At 46.6% G+C, this 19,196-nt stretch carries 20 protein-coding genes; 7 read left to right on the top strand and 13 right to left on the bottom strand.

Annotation, left to right across the window (positions count from 1 at the left end; translation table 11 throughout):
- Nucleotides 1-122: 122 nt before the first annotated feature.
- From FJQ58_RS02220 to FJQ58_RS02205, 4 genes are all read right to left on the bottom strand, one after another.
- Nucleotides 123-2,018, bottom strand: coding sequence for an LTA synthase family protein (locus FJQ58_RS02220; RefSeq protein WP_338016117.1), 1,896 nt, complete (start codon nt 2,016-2,018; stop codon nt 123-125).
- 146 nt (nt 2,019-2,164) lie between these two features.
- Nucleotides 2,165-2,635 carry a RidA family protein gene (locus tag FJQ58_RS02215; RefSeq protein ID WP_139990806.1) on the bottom strand — a complete coding sequence of 157 codons (471 nt, stop codon included), beginning with the start codon at nt 2,633-2,635 and terminating at the stop codon, nt 2,165-2,167.
- A 296-nt stretch (nt 2,636-2,931) separates the two neighbouring features.
- Nucleotides 2,932-3,471: a hypothetical protein gene (locus tag FJQ58_RS02210; RefSeq protein ID WP_139990805.1), complete on the bottom strand. Its 540-nt coding sequence runs from the start codon at nt 3,469-3,471 to the stop codon at nt 2,932-2,934.
- A gap of 93 nt (nt 3,472-3,564) precedes the next feature.
- Nucleotides 3,565-4,182, bottom strand: a complete 618-nt coding sequence (locus FJQ58_RS02205) for a hypothetical protein (RefSeq protein ID WP_162341259.1) — start codon at nt 4,180-4,182, stop codon at nt 3,565-3,567.
- A gap of 188 nt (nt 4,183-4,370) precedes the next feature.
- On the opposite strand from FJQ58_RS02205, the gene FJQ58_RS02200 reads away from it, so the two are divergent.
- Nucleotides 4,371-4,757: an SET domain-containing protein gene (locus FJQ58_RS02200; RefSeq protein ID WP_139990803.1), complete on the top strand. Its 387-nt coding sequence runs from the start codon at nt 4,371-4,373 to the stop codon at nt 4,755-4,757.
- Nucleotides 4,758-4,845: 88 nt separating this feature from the next.
- Here FJQ58_RS02200 and FJQ58_RS02195 read toward each other — a convergent pair whose 3' ends face one another.
- The 3 genes from FJQ58_RS02195 to FJQ58_RS02185 form a co-directional block, all read right to left on the bottom strand.
- Complete coding sequence (locus FJQ58_RS02195; protein WP_139990802.1) at nt 4,846-5,589, bottom strand: SDR family oxidoreductase; 744 nt, start codon at nt 5,587-5,589, stop codon at nt 4,846-4,848.
- Nucleotides 5,590-5,872: 283 nt separating this feature from the next.
- Nucleotides 5,873-6,460: a TetR/AcrR family transcriptional regulator gene (locus FJQ58_RS02190; RefSeq protein WP_139990801.1), complete on the bottom strand. Its 588-nt coding sequence runs from the start codon at nt 6,458-6,460 to the stop codon at nt 5,873-5,875.
- A 105-nt stretch (nt 6,461-6,565) separates the two neighbouring features.
- Nucleotides 6,566-7,165, bottom strand: a complete 600-nt coding sequence (locus FJQ58_RS02185; protein WP_139990800.1) for a TetR/AcrR family transcriptional regulator — start codon at nt 7,163-7,165, stop codon at nt 6,566-6,568.
- Nucleotides 7,166-7,492: 327 nt separating this feature from the next.
- Between FJQ58_RS02185 and FJQ58_RS02180 the strand changes: the two genes are divergently transcribed.
- Together FJQ58_RS02180 and FJQ58_RS02175 are read left to right on the top strand one after the other, a co-directional pair.
- Nucleotides 7,493-8,260, top strand: coding sequence for an SDR family NAD(P)-dependent oxidoreductase (locus tag FJQ58_RS02180; protein ID WP_139990799.1), 768 nt, complete (start codon nt 7,493-7,495; stop codon nt 8,258-8,260).
- Nucleotides 8,261-8,323: 63 nt separating this feature from the next.
- The gene (locus FJQ58_RS02175; RefSeq protein ID WP_139990798.1) at nt 8,324-9,076 is read left to right on the top strand and encodes an SDR family NAD(P)-dependent oxidoreductase; all 753 of its coding nucleotides are present in this window, start codon (nt 8,324-8,326) and stop codon (nt 9,074-9,076) included.
- A 101-nt stretch (nt 9,077-9,177) separates the two neighbouring features.
- Here the strand turns inward: FJQ58_RS02175 and FJQ58_RS02170 are convergent, their stop codons facing one another.
- Both FJQ58_RS02170 and FJQ58_RS02165 read right to left on the bottom strand, forming a co-directional pair.
- A complete protein-coding gene (locus FJQ58_RS02170) occupies nt 9,178-9,744 on the bottom strand; it encodes an NAD(P)H-dependent oxidoreductase (protein ID WP_139990797.1) in 567 nt (188 codons plus the stop codon).
- Nucleotides 9,745-9,860: 116 nt separating this feature from the next.
- On the bottom strand, nt 9,861-10,388 hold the full coding sequence (locus tag FJQ58_RS02165) for a TetR/AcrR family transcriptional regulator (RefSeq protein ID WP_139990796.1): 528 nt from the start codon (nt 10,386-10,388) through the stop codon (nt 9,861-9,863).
- A 255-nt stretch (nt 10,389-10,643) separates the two neighbouring features.
- Between FJQ58_RS02165 and FJQ58_RS02160 the strand changes: the two genes are divergently transcribed.
- The 4 genes from FJQ58_RS02160 (at nt 10,644) to FJQ58_RS02145 (ending at nt 14,188) form a co-directional block, all read left to right on the top strand.
- A complete protein-coding gene (locus FJQ58_RS02160; protein ID WP_139990795.1) occupies nt 10,644-11,441 on the top strand; it encodes an ABC transporter permease in 798 nt (265 codons plus the stop codon).
- A gap of 10 nt (nt 11,442-11,451) precedes the next feature.
- Nucleotides 11,452-12,270 (top strand): ABC transporter permease, encoded by an 819-nt coding sequence (locus FJQ58_RS02155; RefSeq protein WP_139990794.1) that lies wholly within the window; start codon nt 11,452-11,454, stop codon nt 12,268-12,270.
- Nucleotides 12,271-12,291: 21 nt separating this feature from the next.
- The gene (locus FJQ58_RS02150) at nt 12,292-13,272 is read left to right on the top strand and encodes an ABC transporter ATP-binding protein (RefSeq protein ID WP_139990793.1); all 981 of its coding nucleotides are present in this window, start codon (nt 12,292-12,294) and stop codon (nt 13,270-13,272) included.
- Nucleotides 13,273-13,342: 70 nt separating this feature from the next.
- Nucleotides 13,343-14,188, top strand: coding sequence for a Cof-type HAD-IIB family hydrolase (locus FJQ58_RS02145; protein ID WP_139990792.1), 846 nt, complete (start codon nt 13,343-13,345; stop codon nt 14,186-14,188).
- Between the two features lie 160 nt (nt 14,189-14,348).
- Here FJQ58_RS02145 and FJQ58_RS02140 read toward each other — a convergent pair whose 3' ends face one another.
- From FJQ58_RS02140 to FJQ58_RS02125, 4 genes are all read right to left on the bottom strand, one after another.
- Nucleotides 14,349-15,977 carry a family 10 glycosylhydrolase gene (locus FJQ58_RS02140; RefSeq protein ID WP_139990791.1) on the bottom strand — a complete coding sequence of 543 codons (1,629 nt, stop codon included), beginning with the start codon at nt 15,975-15,977 and terminating at the stop codon, nt 14,349-14,351.
- Nucleotides 15,978-16,245: 268 nt separating this feature from the next.
- A complete protein-coding gene (locus FJQ58_RS02135; RefSeq protein ID WP_139990790.1) occupies nt 16,246-16,761 on the bottom strand; it encodes a DUF2569 domain-containing protein in 516 nt (171 codons plus the stop codon).
- Between the two features lie 212 nt (nt 16,762-16,973).
- Nucleotides 16,974-17,903, bottom strand: a complete 930-nt coding sequence (locus FJQ58_RS02130; protein ID WP_139990789.1) for a methyl-accepting chemotaxis protein — start codon at nt 17,901-17,903, stop codon at nt 16,974-16,976.
- A gap of 425 nt (nt 17,904-18,328) precedes the next feature.
- Nucleotides 18,329-19,196 (bottom strand): IS256 family transposase (locus FJQ58_RS02125; RefSeq protein WP_139990788.1); only part of this gene is annotated, 868 nt, incomplete at its 5' end.

Raw genomic sequence — 19,196 nt, 5'->3', positions numbered from 1 at the left:
CAATTAAAGCTAAACAAGCTGACACCGATAGAGTATCGGCGTCAGCTTGCAGCATAGGGTTTTTTCATTGTCTACAAAATGGGGTCTTGACCAAAAGAATGAGAGGCGGTTTTACCTATTTTCTAAGGTGCGCGCTTAGGCAGCAATCGGACATAATCATCGGAGAGCTTCATAAGCTCCAAAATATAATCGTAATCGTCACGGTATTTGCTAAAATCGGCGACAGGCTCCTTGGTTCTTATATCGATCGCTGTGCCATCCTCGAAGCCTTTGCCCGGCACGAACAAAATCTCATTATTGAAAAAAGAGCCCGTCGGCAAATAGTAGCGCATGCCTACAACATTTTGGCTTGTATTGAGCAAGTCATGGCCAAATGCGGTATATCCAAGCTCCTGCAAGGATAAGCCTAGCAAGTTGGACACTGTAGGCATAATATCCACTTGACCGCCTACCTGCTCCATCGTCTTTCCTTCAGCGCCCGGCACGTGAACAAACAAAGGAATATTGAAGCGGCTGATCTCGCCGTCATAGTTGATGCCAAGCTGCTCACTGACCCATGCCGGGTCATTGTCTTTGGTCTGTAAACCGGAGTGATCTCCGTAAGCAACCAGCACCGTGTTCTCCCAAAGCCCGCTTGCTTTCAACCCCTCAATTAGGGTGCCCAGCGCATAATCCGTATAATTAATGGCCGTTAAATAATCACCAAGCTGCGTGCCTTCTAAATTGTCTGGCATTTCAATCCGCTGACGCTCGCTTGGCACCTTAAACGGATGATGGCTTGAGGTCGTGACGAACTGTGCATAAAACGGCTCACTTTCCTTATTCAGCTTCTGCAGCTTCTCAAGACCCACCTTATAGAGCTCCTCGTCGGAAGCTCCAAAGGAATTGAAATGGTCGTTTTTGAAGGCAGGTTTGTCATAGTATGCCGTGAATCCCAGCGCAGGATACATCCGGTTGCGATCCCAGAACGTAACGTCATTAATATGGAACGTGTTGGAAACGTATCCGCTGTCCCCTAGCAGCCGCGGCAGGCTAGGCAGAACTCTGTCGCCATAGCCGGTAGACATCGCAATCGCGCCTGTCGGGTAAATCGAGGTGTTGGACATAAACTCCGCATCCGACGTGTTTCCTTGTCCGATTTGCTGAAAGAAATGCGGAAAGTAAAAGCTTTCCTTAGCCAACTGATTAAGCACCGGAGTAATTTCCTTGCCATCAACGGACAGATTGATTGCAAAATTTTGAAAAGCCTCCATCTGGACAACGACCACATTTTTCCCTCTGGCAAATCCGAAGTAATTAGGCGTACCCGCTGCTACCGCAGCGCCGGCTTGATCGAAATGCGAACTTTGAAGAACCTCCGCGCTTGCCGCTGTTTCTTCAACGCTGCCATTTTTAATCGCGTTTTGTTCTTGATTTGCCTTAATGGCAGCCGCGACTTGATAGTCCAGAAAGCCCAAGCTCTCCGCTTGTACAATCTCATTGGGAATGTCACTGGCTGACCAGATGTATGCACTAGACACCGCAACGCATAGCATAGCTGCGATTCCAGTAAATAAGGGCCTTGCCACACGGCTTCTTCCCTCGCTGCGCATGCCTTGAACGCGTTTCACAATATATAGCAAGGCAAGTATAATAACGTCGAGAAAAAATAAATAATAAGATGCTTGAATTATCGAGCCTACGCTGGTCCGGATCTGCAGCACCTGATCGAGCCCGTGCAAAGCCGTATACGTAGGAACCGTACCGTAATAGCTAAAATAAACAGTGGATGCAAACAAAAGAATAGAAAGTACTGCATTCAAGATCCCGAATGCCGGACCTCTCCATCTGGCTGAGGTTGCTAGTTCAGCCGCTAGAAGCAGGACCAATACAGCAGCCGCGTCCGCCAGAAGACGATCAAACGCAATGCTGTGGAACACGAAATAACGAAACAGCACCATTTTTAACAGCATGACTAAAAAAAACATTAAAAAAGTAGATCTGTCGTAACGCGTGGATATAAGCCTCAAGACCTTCACTCCTTAAGCATAAACGCTTGCTCCAAATAGAAATAAACCGTCATGGTTGACGGCTTATCTATCCATTCATGTTAAGGGAATATGAAGGCAAATGCAACGGCTAATAAATACTAATGGAGGTAACGCGACCTTCTGGCATAAGGAGACTAATGATTGAGCTCCACCTCAAAAATCGAATCGATGATGACCGGCAATTGATCTCGCAGTGAATTCGCTCCAAAGACCGAACGGGCATGCATGCCCCTCTCCCCGAATACTTCCACCATCAAATCCGAAAAACCGTTAAGAACCTTATGATGCTCTTCAAAACTTGGATCTGCATGAACGAACCCTTGCGCTTTCACCACTTGTCGAACCAGACTTAAATCCCCCAGCGCCTGCTTCAATACAGCGAGCACTTCTATCCCCACCTGCCGCGCAAACTGGTAACCTTCCTCTGTACAAAAATCGAGCCCAAGCTTTCCTTTGGTAGGAGCGGATGGACCTTTTCCCGACAAAAATAACAGGCCATTCGCATAGACATAATTCACATATTTGGCTGCCGGTTCACTTGCGAGCGGGAGGATAATACCTAATGCTGTTAATCGTTGTTCGATTGTACCTCCATTTACAGGCATGATACCCCTTCTTTCCGTCCTAAGACTAGTTTAATGCTGCTGCATATGACAAAGCTTACCTCATCGTTGACCTCTTCATAAGGATCAGAAAAGAAATAAAATTGCGGGTCAGATCGTTAAAAAAATACATTATAGAATAATTTTATTTTGGCTTTAAAAAAGCCCTCAATCCCTGCAGCTTGCAGGAAATGAGGGCTTCTATAAATTAAACTAGTAGTAATTCAATAGATAATTCTCTACTTAAACAGCAGCGTATAAATCGCTTTGGCGCTTTCCGCGAAATTTTTAAATCTGTCCTATAACTCCGCCCAAGTGACTGTCAGTTGAACGACACCGTCTTGACCGGCTAATAGTCCTCCAAGCATGGACCAACCGTGATGATTTACAGTATCCTCGCCTTGGATAATAATATTTTTGTCATCGATGGTCTGAGCAGCGTTTTCCAGCTTCAAACCATTAAAATAATCCTTGTACAGCTTCGTTACTGTTGCCATGCTCTCCTTAGTTGAGAAGATGAGCAGCACTGCTTTTTTTCCATCCGTTTCCGAGCTATGTGATGTCGATATCTCCGCATCCTGAGGGAGCGGAAAGTCTTGAGGCAAGTATTCAGGCATGTCGTGATTAGCTGATTCTACTGGTTCTGCGTTCGTTGGACTAGATACTGGAGCATCTATCTCCGTATTATGATGAATACTACTATTTGTCGCCTCAGTCTGAAGAGGCTCACTGCTCGCAGCGGTAAGGCTATTATCTGTCACCCCTGCATTACTGCACGCCCCGATCACCATAATCAATGCGAATGAAAGCAGCATTAGACTCCATCGTTGTTTGTTCAAGGTTCCAACTCCTCCTTAGCTTAGGCTGCTTTGTTCGGCAAATATTTACAGCCCTCACCATTCATACCCCCAGCTAAACGGTGTGAATCAGCTTTACGTAGAATTCCTCCGATGCCGGATCAGCAGTACTACACCGGCTGCGACAGTGACAAGCAGAATTGATATTCCCCCAATAACATAAGATTGCTTTGATCCCTGCTTCGCTTCTGTTTGTGATTCTGCTGTAGGCTTCCCTTTGCTTAATGGCTCAGGAGGATAACCTTCGCCCAGCACCTTGAGTTCCTCTTGTACCATAGAGAGCGGCTTCGTTAACTCGCATATACCCGTTTCAAGTTTCCCGTCCTGCTCGTATGCGGACACAATATAACTCTGGCCCTCATGAAAATTCTCATAGCCGCAGCTTGCAGAGCTCATAGCTGTATACACATAAGTCTGTTGCTCTGGTTTCCCCTTCCATACGGTTTCAACTTGGAAAAGTACTTTGGTCAACTCGTCACTAGACATAAATACCTTTGGACCCGGCGGAGTAACCTTCAGCACTTCACCGGAGAAGACTGCTGTCTTCCGCTCAAGCTCATCCTTAACGTGCGACTCAGGCGAACCCGACATCGCGCAAGAGCAAGCAAAAGCTGATTCCGGTGACACAAGCACCAACATCATGCTACAAACAATTAGACAACTTAGGGTAATGATTCCTAACTTTCGCTTCATATGCTCACCTCTTAAGCATAGACGCATCCTCCTTGGGTTTTGTTACCATAATTATTCCGAACGAAATTCTCTCATCGCATGCGGACAAGCTGGCTATTTTTCGATTAAATTGTTATATTACCTAAAGTAAGCGAGCATCTTGGCAACCCAAGACACTCCTAAGACTAAAGGACGCGCAGGTGACTAACATGATTGAAGTAAAAACTTCCACGCTAAGCGACGGGGAATTGAATAGAGGGGTATTTGCGATACGCGATATCGCGCAGGGTGAATTGCTCCACGAAGCTCCCGTTATTCCATTCCCAAATGAAGAGCATGAGCATATCGAAAAGACGATTCTGGCAGATTACGTTTTTGAATATGGAGCTAACCATACCGCTATCCTGCTTGGATACGGGATGTTGTTTAACCATTCCTACACGCCAAATGCCTATTATGATCTCAACTTTGACAATCATACCGTTGATTTCTATGCCCATACCGATATAGCAGCTGGGGAAGAGGTTCTCATCAACTACAACGGCGAGGTCGACAATGATGACCCCCTATGGTTCAACGAAGGCAAAGAAGAATAAACGACACGCCGGCTAAAAATGCCAAAAGACCGCACAGTATGATGCTGTGCGGTCTTTCTGTATCCTCCCGAAAAAGGGCCAAGCGCTCTTATACGAAGCCGCCGTTCACGCGAATCGTTTGTCCGGTCATCCACTGCGACTCCTTGCTAGACAAGAACAGCACGACACCAGCAATATCCTCAGGCTCGCCCAATCTGCCAAATGAATTCAAATTCACGATGTTTTTAATCTGTTCTTCTGACTTCCCTACCGAGAAAAGTTCCGTATTGATTGGGCCAGGAGCAATCGCATTAATTGTGATTCCTTTCGGTCCGAGCTCCTTGGCAAGCTGCCGGGTAAACTGCTCCACAGCTCCTTTTGTCCCTGCATACACGCTGTATGCCGGAAACATAGCGCCGTTCACCGACGTTGAGAAGTTAATAATCCGTCCGTTACGGCTCATATGCTTAGCCGCTTGCTGGCAGGCAAAAAACGTTCCCTTCACATTGATGGCAAACTGGCTGTCAAAATCCTCTTCCGTCACTTGGGCGATCGGCTTCGTAATCATGATGCCTGCATTATTGACCAAAATGTCTATTTGCCCATAGGCTTCCAATGTTTTTTGAAAAAGCATTTCCACTTCCGCCACTTTGCTGATGTCCGCCTGAATAGCGATCGCATCTCCACCGCTTTGTTTAATGCCGTTTACGACTTCTTCAGCTTTGTTTGGGTTGCTTGCAAAATTAACTACGACCTTGGCTCCGTTCTGGGCCAATTTCTCGGCAATTTCACGCCCAATTCCTCTGGATGCGCCCGTTACCAATGCTACTTTACCCGTTGCGATGTTCCCCATTAAAAATTCCTCCCAGGTATGATTTCGTTCTGATAACCTGATTATAGACATACGACAAACAAATATCAAGTGACAATATTATTATTTTGTCATTTATTTTAAACTTCCAATCGATTTCATGCTTCAAACAAAGAAAGGCCAGTCGGCAACCATATCCTTATGGTTCGCCGAATAGCCCTTGATTATATCTATAATCATCATATTTCCCACCGCTGAATTATAGCAAAAAAAGCTCTGATGATGGGCTGCATCAACAGAGCTTTAATTCCTTTACTTTCAATAATTACGCGAGCCCATTCTTAATCAGCTGCCATACCAGGTTAAACTCCTCCTGCACCTTCTCCGAGCTCCACTCGCTCGCATGCGCTGGATGGTGAAAACGTGAAGTAGCAATAAATATCGCTCTTGCAGTTTCCCCTGAATCTCCGGCCTTGAATTCCTTCGTCTTCATGCCTTGCTCTACGATCTGGCTAATCTGCTGGACCAAAAGCTCGACATGGACGGCAATCATATCAACCGCGTCTAAAGTAACCGCAGCATACATCGCAAACATTTCCGAGTCATCAACGGCATAGCCGCGTTTGCTATGCATGAGCGTCGTCAGCCATACATACAGCCGATCAGCCGAGCTGCCTTCCGTTTGGTCCACGATAGCGGCCAGCGGCTCGGCTATACTTCGGTGCAGCCACCGCTCAGTTACCGCTTCCCGCAAAGAAGCCTTGCTCGCAAAATGGCGATACAGCGTCCCATGACTGACTTGCAGAGCTTTGGCAACATCCACCACGGAGGTTTTATCCGGACCGTAACGCCTAAGCACCTGCTCGGCCGCATCCAGTATATTTTCTTTGCTTAAAGGAAGATCATTAGCCATCAATGCTCTCCCTCCTCTCAACATAATGCCCTTAGTATATCACAAATGCTGATTCGAGTGACAATATTGTGATTTTGTTATATGTTCAACGAAATGAATGATCCTTTAGCTATCCCTTGTAAAAGAAATATAGTCAATGCGGTTGTTTACCTGCAGCATTAACTGCTCAGCCATATAAGCCGCTGAATATTTAAAGCTTGTTTCCGCCCAATACATGATGACGCCTACTGTAGCTGACATGCGATAGCTTAACATAATTTCATAGTCGACGGGAGGATCGTTTCTCTCCATCTCGATATGCATATCGGTTCTCATCGACTGCCGCAATACGTCACACAACGCAAGCCCAAGCCCTTTGTCCACTGACAAAAGAGCCATAAATTCATCTTTCTGCTTCTCAATATGCTCGCACAGCAATAAGGTAGACGGGTAGATTTTTGTCGCATCCACTCTCTCCATCCCTTCGTACGGGTCCAGAAGCGCTTCGGCAATCCCATTCAGAAAATCATCACGTATTTCACGGAACAATTCTTCTTTTCCTGCAAAATGATTATAAAAGGTGCCGCGATTGTAATCAGCACGACTTGTAATATCGATGATGGTTACAGCTTCATAGCCCATCTCCAAGATCAATGCTACAAAAGCTGCCTTAATGGCCTGACGGGTTCGCCTTATACGTCTATCTGTCTGAGCTTCCATCGTCATCAGCCTATTCCTCCGTTTGTTAGGGTCGCTTATATTATAACGCAGCCTTCCCCTCGATAGAAATCCTGCTTATCTGCCCACATATTTTCCGCGGCGGAGAGCATTCTACGTAACGAGTACAAGAACCCTTCTTACATAATTGCGACAAATGAAACGAATTTGTTCAATTTCGCTTCGAATTATAACATACATCAGGTTTCTGTTGGATACATGACATTCACAGCTTCGCTGATTATTGTCATGTCAATGAAATGAGCAGTATCCTAGAAATAGAGCATCACCTATTTATATTTTTCACATTCCACGCGAAAAGGAAGCGAATATACAATGAGTCAATCACAAGCCAAAACAGCTGTCATTACAGGTGCCGCAGGAGGAATCGGCAAGGAGTTGGCCCGCCGCCTGGCTGAGCGCAAGCTTAATCTGGTTCTTGTTGATTTAAATCTGGACGCCTTGCAAAAAGTGAAGGAAGAGCTGGCGCTAAATGAGGATAACACCCTTCTCGTTGCAGCAGACGTGTCGAAGGAAGAAGATGTCCAGAACTACGTCAACCAAGCGGTTGAGAAATTTGGCGCCATCGATTATTTCGCCAACAATGCCGGCATCGAAGGCCCATCGGGTCTGGTGGAGGAGCAAAGCGTCAAAGCGCTGGATCTCGTCTATAACGTTAACGTGCGCGGTGTCTTCCTAGGGCTTCATTATGTTATCCCAGTGATGAAAAAACAAAAATCCGGCGCAATTTTAAATACCTCGTCACTGGCCGGCCTAATGGGAGCACCGGGCATGTCTCCTTATATTATGTCCAAACATGCCGTCATCGGGCTTACTCGCGTGACCGCCAACGAGCTGGCGCCATTTGGCATTCGAGTAAATGCCGTTTTGCCAGGTACCATCAACACGCGCATGATGCGCCAAATCGAAGAAAACTTCGGCAGCCCGGAAGATTTCAAAGCTGCTAATGAAGCAGCTACGCCTATGGGACGCTACGGGGAGCCGCAAGAGGTCGCAGCCGTCATGAATTTCCTGCTTTCCGATGAGGCTTCCTTCGTTACGGCCTCCCTCTACACGGTGGACGGCGGCATGATTGGACAATAAGCAATTTCGTGTGAAGTTGATGCGAAGCGAGAAGTATTTACAGAAGAAATGGAGTGAATACAAATGAAATTACAAAATAAAGTGATTATCGTTACAGGGGCAGGCAGCGGCATTGGACGCGCAACCTCCCTGAAGCTGGCTGCCGAAGGCGCGATCGTCGTCTCTTCGGACTATAATGAAGCAACCGCCAAAGAAACAGCTGAGCTGATCAAGCAAGCAGGCGGACAAGCCTCTTATGTTCGCGCCGATGTATCCAGTGAATCGGATGTGCGGCATATGATTGATCAAGCGGTTGACACCCATGGCACCCTTGACGGTATATTCAACAATGCTGGCGTAGGCGATATTCGTTCCTTCGAGGAGCATACCCCTGATTATTTTAACCATGTCATTTCGGTTGATCAATTCGGCGTGTACCTTGGCATTTATTATGGCTCCAAGAAGATGAAAGAGCTTGGCGTGAAAGGAACAATCATCAACACAGCCTCTATCTTCGGCTATATGGCAGCCAAAGGAAGCTTCGCTTACCAAGCAGCCAAAGCAGCGGTCATAATGATGACAAAATCTGCCGCGCTCGAGCTTGCGGATGATGGTATCCGCGTGACCGCCGTAGCTCCCGGCTTCATTGATACGCCAATCATTAAGGACGGGGACGATTTCAAAACCTTCCTTGCCGAGCAGCATTTGAGCAAAAAACTGATTCAGCCCGAGCAAATTGCCGATGTTGTTGCTTTTCTGTTCTCTGAAGAGGCTTCGGCCATTAATGGACAAACGATTCCGGTTGAGGATGGCTTCCTGATCTTTAAGCGTTCTTAATCCTGTAACATGCCAAAAGGTTGAACCCGTTTATTACAAAGGGGGTCAACCTTTTTCCATTATGCATACCTATTGCCATAGTCATTTCATCAATTGTAAAATCAAGCTTTGCTTGCCATATCAGCGACCTGCGCAAGCCAAGTGCGGCGCGTACTCTCATCAGAACGCGGAACGGCGTCAAAGACAAGATGATACATGACCTCAAACCCGCAATACTCAAAAATGCCTGTATCCGAGGTCAGGCGCAGCGCCTGATCAAGACCGCTAGCCGCATATTCCTCATTGGATTTGCCTTGCGTATGGATGATGACTGCTTTTTTCCCCTTTAACAATCCCATCTGTTCCCCATTAACGTACTTATATGCAAAACCATAGGTAAAGACGCGCTCAATATACCCTTTCAAGATCGCAGGCAGGCCGGTCCACCAAATCGGGTAAATGAAGGTAACTACATCCGCCCATTTCAAATAATTTTGCTCGCGTTCAATATCCTCTGAGATGCCTCCCAAGATTTCGCTGCTGCTAACTACCGCATGAAAGTTTAGGGCATAAAGATCCCGCACCACGACCTCGTGGTTATTTTGCTCCAACCCTTTCACCGCGGTTTCCAATATGGCATGGTTAAAGCTCTCTTTCCTTGGGTGTGCATAAACGATTAGATGTTTCATATCCATTTCTCCTTTTGTGTTTATGATTTATATTAGTGATTGATCAATAACTAATCGTGGCATATTAGTAATTGATCAATCAATAACAAACTAACAAAAGCCAAAGCAAGTTCGGCTTATTCTTCCGTATTCATCAGTTCCGGCAACGCCAATGCCATAGAGATGTTGCAGAGCATTCCTCTGGCAAGGAAGATCAACGTCTTCTCCTGCGGCTTCTCATGTCCAGCTTGTTTGAACGCATCATATACGAGTTGCTGCGTTTCGCGGAAACCCTTCTGCATCGTTTGGATGATTACATCCTCTCTTATCGTCTGGGCTTGCATTTGCAGCAGCGTCTCATTTTGAAAGTCATTCATAATTTTGGCATAAGCTTCAACCAGTTCCTTCTCTAGCTGTTCCGGGCCTGCTGTCCCAATGACCAAACGGAAGGCATCCAAAATGCGCGTCCACGATACTTCAAGTGCTGCCTGCAACAGTGCTTCCTTCGTGGAAAAGAACTTAAATACGTATGGCTGTGAAATTTGTGCGCGCTCTGCCACCTTAGCTGTCGTGGCACGATAATAGCCCAATTCAGCAAATATCTCAATCGCAGCTGACACGATATCATGGCGCCGATTGACTGAAGCCGTCGGACTTTTTGTCATTTTGCTTGCCACCTTTAACTAATTCGCATATATAGTGATTGATTAATCACTAATTTACATCATAAACGATTGAATGTCGATTTGCAACTGTTGATTACCTACGAAACCCATTCCGCTTTAAAATTCGAAGATCTTTTTAATAAAACTGCTTACCTATTCATTCTTCATATGGAATATATTTTCTTATTGTATCTTTCATCATGCTCTCTTATACTGATAAATATTTACAAATGAAATAGATTCAGGGGGTCGTCTATGCTTCAGGCTTATTGGTATATGACCAAGATGAGACTGCTAACCAGCCTTGCTTACCGTTTCGAAGTGTTTGCTTCCGTCGGGACCAATCTCATTCTGATGCTGGCATCGGTTTTCTTATGGAAAGCTGCCTATGGCGGGGGAACGCAGCAAATCAATGCGCTTAGTCTTCAAGATTTAACTACCTATACCGTTCTTTCTATTATGCTGGCATCTGTCTTTGTTTGCGGAGTGCAGGATACGATCTATTATAAAATTAGAGAAGGGCAAATCGTCACAGACTTTTACCGGCCCATTCCTCTGCTTGCCTGTTACTTAGCTGATGATCTCGGCGGTATGCTCAGCGCTATGATTAACAAGGTTATTCCGTTATTTATTTTCGCCGCTCTCTTCTTTGGGATTCCTTGGCCTGCATCGATATCCGGTTTTCTCTTGTTTATCCCGAGCTGCCTATTAAGCTATGCCATTCTCTGGCTGCTCAGCGCCCTTATTGGACTCATCGCTTTTTGGGTCATGGAGCTTGGCAACATGGGGATGGTGAAAGACAGCATCGTTCGCGTCTTGTCCGGAAGCATCGTGCCGCTCTGGTTCTTTCCCGAAAGCGTACAGACCCTATCGAAATTCCTGCCTTTCATGTACACCTATCAAACACCGCTTGGCATTTACATAGGAAATATAGGCTTACAAGACGCCCTGGCGGCTATGGGGGTTCAATTCATTTGGATAGCTTTATTGTTTATTTTGCTTGCTGTTTGCTGGAAACGGACCAAATCCAAGACATTAATCCAAGGAGGCTGATCTTACAAAGATGGGATCGTCCATACGACACTACTTTTCTGTCGCAGCCTGCTTTGCTCGCTTAGCGATCCAGCGCCAGCTGGAATACCCGTTATTTTTGTTCAGCTGGCTCCTTATGATTCCGATCCAATATTTCTCCGGCATCTGGATGCTCAAAATCATTGTGGACCGCTTCCAGCCGTTAAATGGATGGGATTTTCCGGAGCTAACCTTTCTATACGGATTAGGCCTGATCAGCCACGGCATCTTTGTCGTCTTTTTCATTAATACCTGGCAGATCGACCGCATGGTGATCGAAGGAGCCTTTGACCGTCTGCTGCTTCGCCCCATGAACGTTTTCTTCCAATTGATAGCCAGCTATATTAATTTTATTGGTCTAATTGACTGCATTCCAGGCATCATCATTTTTATTTATGGCTGCCAGCTGGTTGGCTTTGAGTGGACGTTCCTTAACATCATTAAGCTTCTGCTTGTCTTGCTTGGAGGCGTGATGATACGCGCCGCGCTATTTATCAGCTTGGGGACGATTGCGTTCTGGACCAAGCGGAATGCTTCCATGGTCGGGTTCACGCTTGCCATGCTGGAGAGAGGAACCATGTATCCTATTAGCATTTATCCTTACGCCATACAAGTATTATTCACATTCATCCTGCCGATCGGGTTCATTAGCTTCTATCCCGCAGCCGAGTTCCTAAACAAAAGCAGCGAGGCGTTTCAGCTGCCGCTTAGTTTCGCGCTGGCGACTCCCGTGATTGGCTTCGCCTGCTTCTTCTTGTCACAATGGATTTTCCGGTTTGGTATGAAAAGTTACGAGAGTGCAGGCTCATAAATAAGCGAGGTGCTGGCAACGATGGACGCTGTAATTGAGGTCAATGACCTAGTAAAAGAATATATCGTCACCAAAAAAGAAAGCGGATTGCGAGGCGCGCTCAAGGGGCTGCTGTTCCCTGAGAAAAAAACGGTCCGCGGCGTAGACGGCATCACCTTCTCGATTGCACAAGGCGAAATTGTCGGTTATATCGGCCCAAATGGCGCTGGAAAAAGCACGACGATTAAAATGCTTACCGGCATTTTGCATCCTACCTCCGGCTCGATCAAGGTATGCGGCATTTCTCCCCAAGCTGACCGCAAATCCGTTGTTCGCAAACTCGGCGTCGTCTTCGGACAGCGGACCCAGCTCTATTGGGATTTGCGGCTCGGCGAATCCTTTGAGCTGCTGCGCCGAATTTATCAAATCGACAAAGAAACCTACGAGGATAACCTGTCCATTCTGACAGATGTCCTTAAGCTTCATGAGTTTATCCACACGCCCGTGCGCCAGCTATCGCTTGGGCAGCGCATGCGGGGCGATATTGCCGCGGCCATGCTGCACTCGCCATCGATTCTTTTTCTCGACGAGCCGACCATTGGTCTGGATGCCGATGCGAAGCATGCTATTCGCCTGTTCATTAAGGAAATTAATCAAAAACGGGGAGTCACCGTTATTTTGACAACGCATGATCTGGATGACGTAGAGCAGCTTTGCAGCCGGCTAGTCGTGGTGAATCATGGAAAGGTCGTCGAGGATGGCCCCATGGCATCCCTTATCCATAAGCTTGCTCCGCACCGGCTGCTTGTTGTAGAATTGCAGCATCCTTTCAGCGATTTATCCCATCCATTGGCAGAAATCATTAAACAAGACGGGCTGAAAATTTGGTATCAGTTCGAAAAAGATCGCATCTCCGCCGCCCAGCTTATTTCCGAGCTGTCGCAGAAGCTGCCGATTCAAGATTTAAGCGTCAAGGAGCCCAATATCGAAGATGCCATTCGAGAGGTCTATAAAGCAACTTAAGCTGCCTTTCACAATAAAAGCTCTATTTTCACAATCAAACCTCTATCTCAATTCAGGAGGAGAGTCATGCATGCAAAACTATTTTCTGACCGATCTGGATGGAACCCTGCTGCGCTCAGATGCTACCTTATCCGACTACACCGTTCAGGTAATCATGGATGCGTTAGAGAAAGGCATCGTCATCAGCTATGCGACAGCCAGAAGCTATATCAGCTCCAATAAAATCGTTTCGGTTATTCCTTGGAAACATCCTATTGTCTTATATAATGGTGCGGTTATTTATGATCCCTTGACGAATAAGGTTATCGGTGGCAGATGGCTGGATACAGAATCAACAAACCAAATCATAAGTATTGGAAAAAACCGCAATCTAATTCCTTTTTTGTTTGCTCTGGACGAGAAGGATAACGAACGGGTTTTACATGAAACGCTCACCCGGCATGGAGATTTGAAATTTTTTGAAAGCCGCCCTAACGATCCTCGCTTTCGTGAGGTCGCTTGCTTGGAATGCCCAGCAACACTCCGAACGCTGATCATTACGTATATTGGGCAACTGGAAGAGCTTGAGCCCTTGCGTGCTGAGGTGATCGAGCAATTCGGAGATCATGTCCATATCCATCTAATGAAAGACAATTATATTGAAAACCATTACTTTCTAGAGTTTAGCCATCAGCTTGCGAACAAGAAGGAAGGGCTTAAGCAGTGGGCGGAGCTTAACGGCTGCAAACCTGCAGACGTAACGGTATTCGGAGATAATTTAAATGACATGGGCATGTTTGAAACCGCCGGTACCAAGGTCGCCGTGGCCAATGCGCATACCCAATTGCTGAAGCATGCAAGTTTGGTCGTAGAGAGCAATGATGGCGACGGCGTTGCCCGTTATATTGCCCGAACGTGTGCGCTGCAAACTCTATAATCGGTACGGTTAAGCAAAAACGCCTTCGGTGCCCTTATTGAAGACGCCATCGTGTCTGCGAAACGTATAGAGAAAGCTTGATTAAACTCCAATACCTTCCTATTAAAAAACGTTCTTGCATACCCAGAAATGCTTGGGTAACAAGAACGTTTTTTGTTTGCTATTTCGAATAATAAGTCCGCAGTGCATCCTTGATGCCTAAAGTGTTTTTTCGTAAATCCTTGGCGCTGAAGAAAACGTCGCCTTTCACTTCTTGATATTTTTTATTGTATTCGAGCTGGTTAATAAGCTCCTTGGAGCTATCCCAGCCTGCTTCTTTCGTTCCCAGCTTATAAGGAGAGTGGCCGATGTAAAGATCAACCCCAGTCCCCTTCACCTCTTGCGCCCACCAATCTACCAGCTTGTCATAGCGGGCTGCCGTGAAGGAAAGACTCCAGTAAATTTGCGGTGTCACGTAATCAATCCAGCCGTTCTGGATCCATGTCCGTACATCCGCATACATATTATCATAAGCCGTTACGCCCGCTTTCGTGTCTGAACCCGTGGAGTCGACCGACTTGTTCCGCCATACCCCAAATGGGCTAATGCCGTATTCTGCTTGCGGCTTTGCTTTATGAATCGTCTCCCCGAGCTGGCGGACAAATGCATTGATGTTGCTGCGCCGCCAATCAGCTTTCGTTTTTATGCTGCCGGCATTGTAGCTCTTAAAGGCTGCATCGTCTGCAAAATCCACGTTGGACGGGTAGAAGTAATCATCCAAATGCACGCCGTCAATGTCGTAGCCGTTCACGACTTCCATAATCGTGTCGATAATATGCTGGCGCGCCTGTGGAATACCTGGGTTAATGTACAGCTTGCCCCCTGCATTAACGATCCAATCCGGCTGCTGCTTCGCCACATGATTGGCCGCTAATTGGTCGATTTTGGTGTCAACGCTTGCCCGAAATGGATTAAACCAAGCATGAAACTCCATCTTGCGTTTATGCGTCTCCTCAATCATAAAAGCAAGCGGGTCATACGTAGGTGCCAATCCTTGAACGCCTGACAAATATTTTGACCATGGCACTAATTTGGACGGGTACAGCGCATCGCTCGCAGGCCTTACCTGTACGAATACGGCGTTCATGCCCATAGCCTGAAGCTCATCCAGCAGGCTTATGTATTCTCCCATTTGCTTGACCGCATTTTGATAGGAAGATTGGGATGGCCAGTCCAGGTTATAAACGGTGGAAACCCAAGCCCCGCGCAGCTTCGTACCCGCTTCCGGCATCGGATCAGGATCTGGCTGCGTTGGCAGCGAAGGTTCAGGCGGAACGGTTCCTCCGTCTGGAGGATCCGTAACCGTCTTGCTCGTAAGTGTAATCTTCTTATCGATTTGATTCCAATCCACCGTCAAACCAAGCTGCTCACTGACGAACCGAAGCGGCACCATCGCCCGTCCGGCCTTAACCTCAACCGAAGCGTCCAGTCGGATGCTTTCGCCATTCACTTCGGCAGAGATACTGCCGCTATTCATAGAAATGGTTTTGCCCTCGCTGCCTTTAATCGTGACCAGCTGCTTGGGAGAGTTCCAATCAACGCTTGCTCCAAGCTCCTCGCTAATAATGCGCAGAGGCACCATCGTCACGTTGACCTTCGGAATAATATAAGGCGATACCTCGCTCTCAATCGTCTTTCCGTTCATGATGATTTGTATGGCTGTGGCCTGAGCCGCTTGGCTGACAGGTGCAGCTACCATCAAGCACATCGCTGTAAACAGCAATGCGATTGTCCATTTTCCTAGTTTCATTTGCTTCCATTCCCCTATCTTCATGCGTTATCAAGCGTCAATAGCGATCGTCGCCCTATGTAAATAAAAACATTTCAGGAAATTAGACGCTAAGCGAAGCGCAATGGTTGCGTTAAAATACGAAACATTTCGGGAAATGAGAGATTTATAATCCTTACTTTTTTGAGATATTGGCTTAAATGGAGCCTATGCTTCACAGCAGCTAGCTTCCTTTGACAATAAAACAGATCGACTTCCATCGCATGCTGCGGTGAAAAGTCGATCTGTTTTATTTGACGAACGTATTTTTCACCCGTACGGATCTGATGAAATAAGGAATCCAGATGAGGCAAGTAAAGAGCGAACTAACAAGATCTTTTATGGAGCTTCCATCTTCTAGTTCTTGGGCCAGCGGAATTTGAGCAAGCAGCACGTAATCCAGAATACCGATTAGCAGGCTTAGCCCGTAGAAAATAATCATGAATAAGGGCAGCGACGCTTTCTGCCGATAAAACTGAATCATAATAAAAGCAGTAAAAACCAGGAAAAAGACATTGCAGACCGCTTCAAATACAATGACCGTTCCCCATAGGGGATCATATAACTCTGAATCTTTGGAAGTTAGAACATCCCATGTTCCTGCGCCTAGAGCAGGCAAGGAATACTGAAGCAATTGTAAAACCTGCAGAAAGAATGTCATATACAAGCCTATCTGCACGAGAACCAGCCAGCCCCCAAAGCCGGAAATGCTTGATGGAGAACCAGGCATAGCCTTTCTCCCTTCTTGCGGTGTGTCCGTGTCCAACTCCAAATTCCTCCTCTATCTAATACAGCCCCCTGTACAATCGCACCTAAGAAAAGACAGGAATTCCCTTCCTATATTTCCATATTGAAAGACAAAGATCAACTGTTTTTTCAGGAATTTGAAAACGGTGCACTCACCAGGATCCAGACACAAAAAAGAGAGACTCTGACTCCGCCTCTCCAAAATAGCCGGAAAAGCCGTTGCTCCTCCCGTTATTGCATCGTTTCTCTTAACTCTTTCGCCTGCGCATCCAGTTGGCGGGCCGATTCGCCAATGCCCGTGAATTCATCGACTGCGTGTTTGATGCGCTGCTGGCTTTCCGATACAACAGCTTGCGAATTTTTTGTGCCTTTAACCATTTCTTGAACCTGGGCCACAATCCCCTCTACGTAACCATTCACTTCCTTGGTCGCATCCTGAACCTGTCCCGCCAGCTTGCGCACCTCGGTCGCTACTACGTTGAATCCCCGTCCATGCTCTCCCGCATGCGCAGCTTCAATTGCCGCATTTAGCGCCAAGAGATTCGTCTGGGAAGCCACGTCACGAATCGTGCGTACAATGCCGCGGATCAAATCCGTTTGGCGCTCAAGCGCTTCGAGTACAGCAATGTTCTCGCTAGCTCCCAGCGCAACCTTCTCAATAGCCGTTTCTACCTCATGGCTTTGGGATATGCCTTCCTTGGCCCGATGAAGCAGCTCATCAGACATCTCCAACAATTCACCGGTAATCTTGGACGTCGTTTGTTCTCTTACATTAATATCTGTAGCTATTTTCAAAACCGCCTTCACCCGGCCCTCCTCATCGAAGACGGGCATATAAGTGGCTTCCAGCCAAATCGTATTTCCTTGCTTCGTTATTCTTCTTATTTTGTCCTGAAAGGCATTTCCATCTCGCAGCCCATTCCAAAGCTTTATGTATTCCGCGCTGTCCACAAAATCTTTCGTACAAAACTGCTTATGCAGCATGCCTATCATCTCTGCCGATTGATATCCCATTGCCTGTGCAAAGTTTTCATTCACCCATAAAACCTTACCTTGCTCATCAAATTCAATCATAGCGAGCGACTGCTCGACAGCTGACAAGACAGCTCCTTGATCGAGCACTTGTGTTGTTCTGTATCGCAATTCACTTTGTCCGGTCATGTTGTGAATCTCCTTTATCAGTCATATTGCGTGTAGGTGGATTTCACTACTCAAGTAGCATTGTACAAACCCTCTACATAAACTGCAAGTTTTTTATAGATTAAGTCTTTTTCCGGCTTAAATGCCTTCATAGAGCCGTTTTCTCATCCTTATACGGTGATCGTATCCCTACCTCGCCTACCTCCTAAATTGAAAAAAGACAAGGTGCTTGAAGCACCTTGCCAATAAAGCTAATCCATTTAATTATACAAATTCTTCTCTTCCAACTAACAAATCGATCTGTAAGAGCAAACCGTATGATGCAGCACTAGATCGGCGGTAAAGCTGTTTTTTGAGTAATAGATCTATAAAATAGATCTATTCCATCGGAATTGGCCAAGTCCAAATTTGTGTGTAAAATCTCATCTAGCTTATTGGAATGGATATCAACGGTTGTTTCGCCATTCATGGTAGGCAGCCATGTCCATGAATTTGCGGCTAGTTTCCCAGTGTTCTTCAATTTCCATGAGCACAGCCCCAATCATGCGTATCACGGCTTCACGGTTTGGGAAGATGCGAATGACGCGTTCACATCGGCGAATTTCACCGTTCACCCGTTCAATTCCGTTTGAAGTGCGCAGTCGGACATGGTACTCCTCAGGAAAGATGAGGATCGCTGTCGCATCGTCAAAGCCGTTCTCGAGCGTATCCATCGCTTTTGGAGCCTTGTCTTGAAAAGCAGCTATCGTTTCCGTCAAACATTTTCGTGCAATGTTTGCATCGGGTGCTTCGAAGATTGAACGAACCATCCCTTTAATGCTCGCTTGTAGGGTTTTCGGGGCAGCATCTAGAATGTTTCGCATAAAATGAGCCTGGCATCGTTGCCACGTGACCCCTTGAAAGTGTTGACGAATCGCCTTGACCAAGCCACCATGCGTATCACTGGTCACACAATCGACGCCATGCAGCCCGCGCTCTTTTAGGCGGCTAAAGAAATCGCCCCAGCTGGCTTCAGACTCGGTATCACCGATCGCAAGACCGAGGATTTCTCGGTTTCCATCGGTATTTACACCATAGCCAATAAAGACGCCTCGTGAGCGGATTCGGCCGTCTTCCCGTACTTTCACATACATGGCATCTACCGTCACAAACGGGTAAGCCATCTCCTTCAGCGAGCGGTTATTCCACGCCTGAACGATGGGATCCAGTTGCTTGCATAACTCACTGACGGTGGATTTCGAGAACTCTCGTCCACAGAGTTCTTCCGTAACACGGGCGACTTTGCGGGTGGAGACACCTTGAACAACAAGCTCC

The sequence above is a fragment of the Paenibacillus paridis genome, from assembly GCF_006345825.1.
In the GTDB taxonomy this organism is placed as follows: Bacteria; Bacillota; Bacilli; order Paenibacillales; family Paenibacillaceae; genus Pristimantibacillus; species Pristimantibacillus paridis.
Note: the sequence above shows the minus strand (reverse complement) of the source record. Positions and strands in the feature narration are given on the sequence as shown.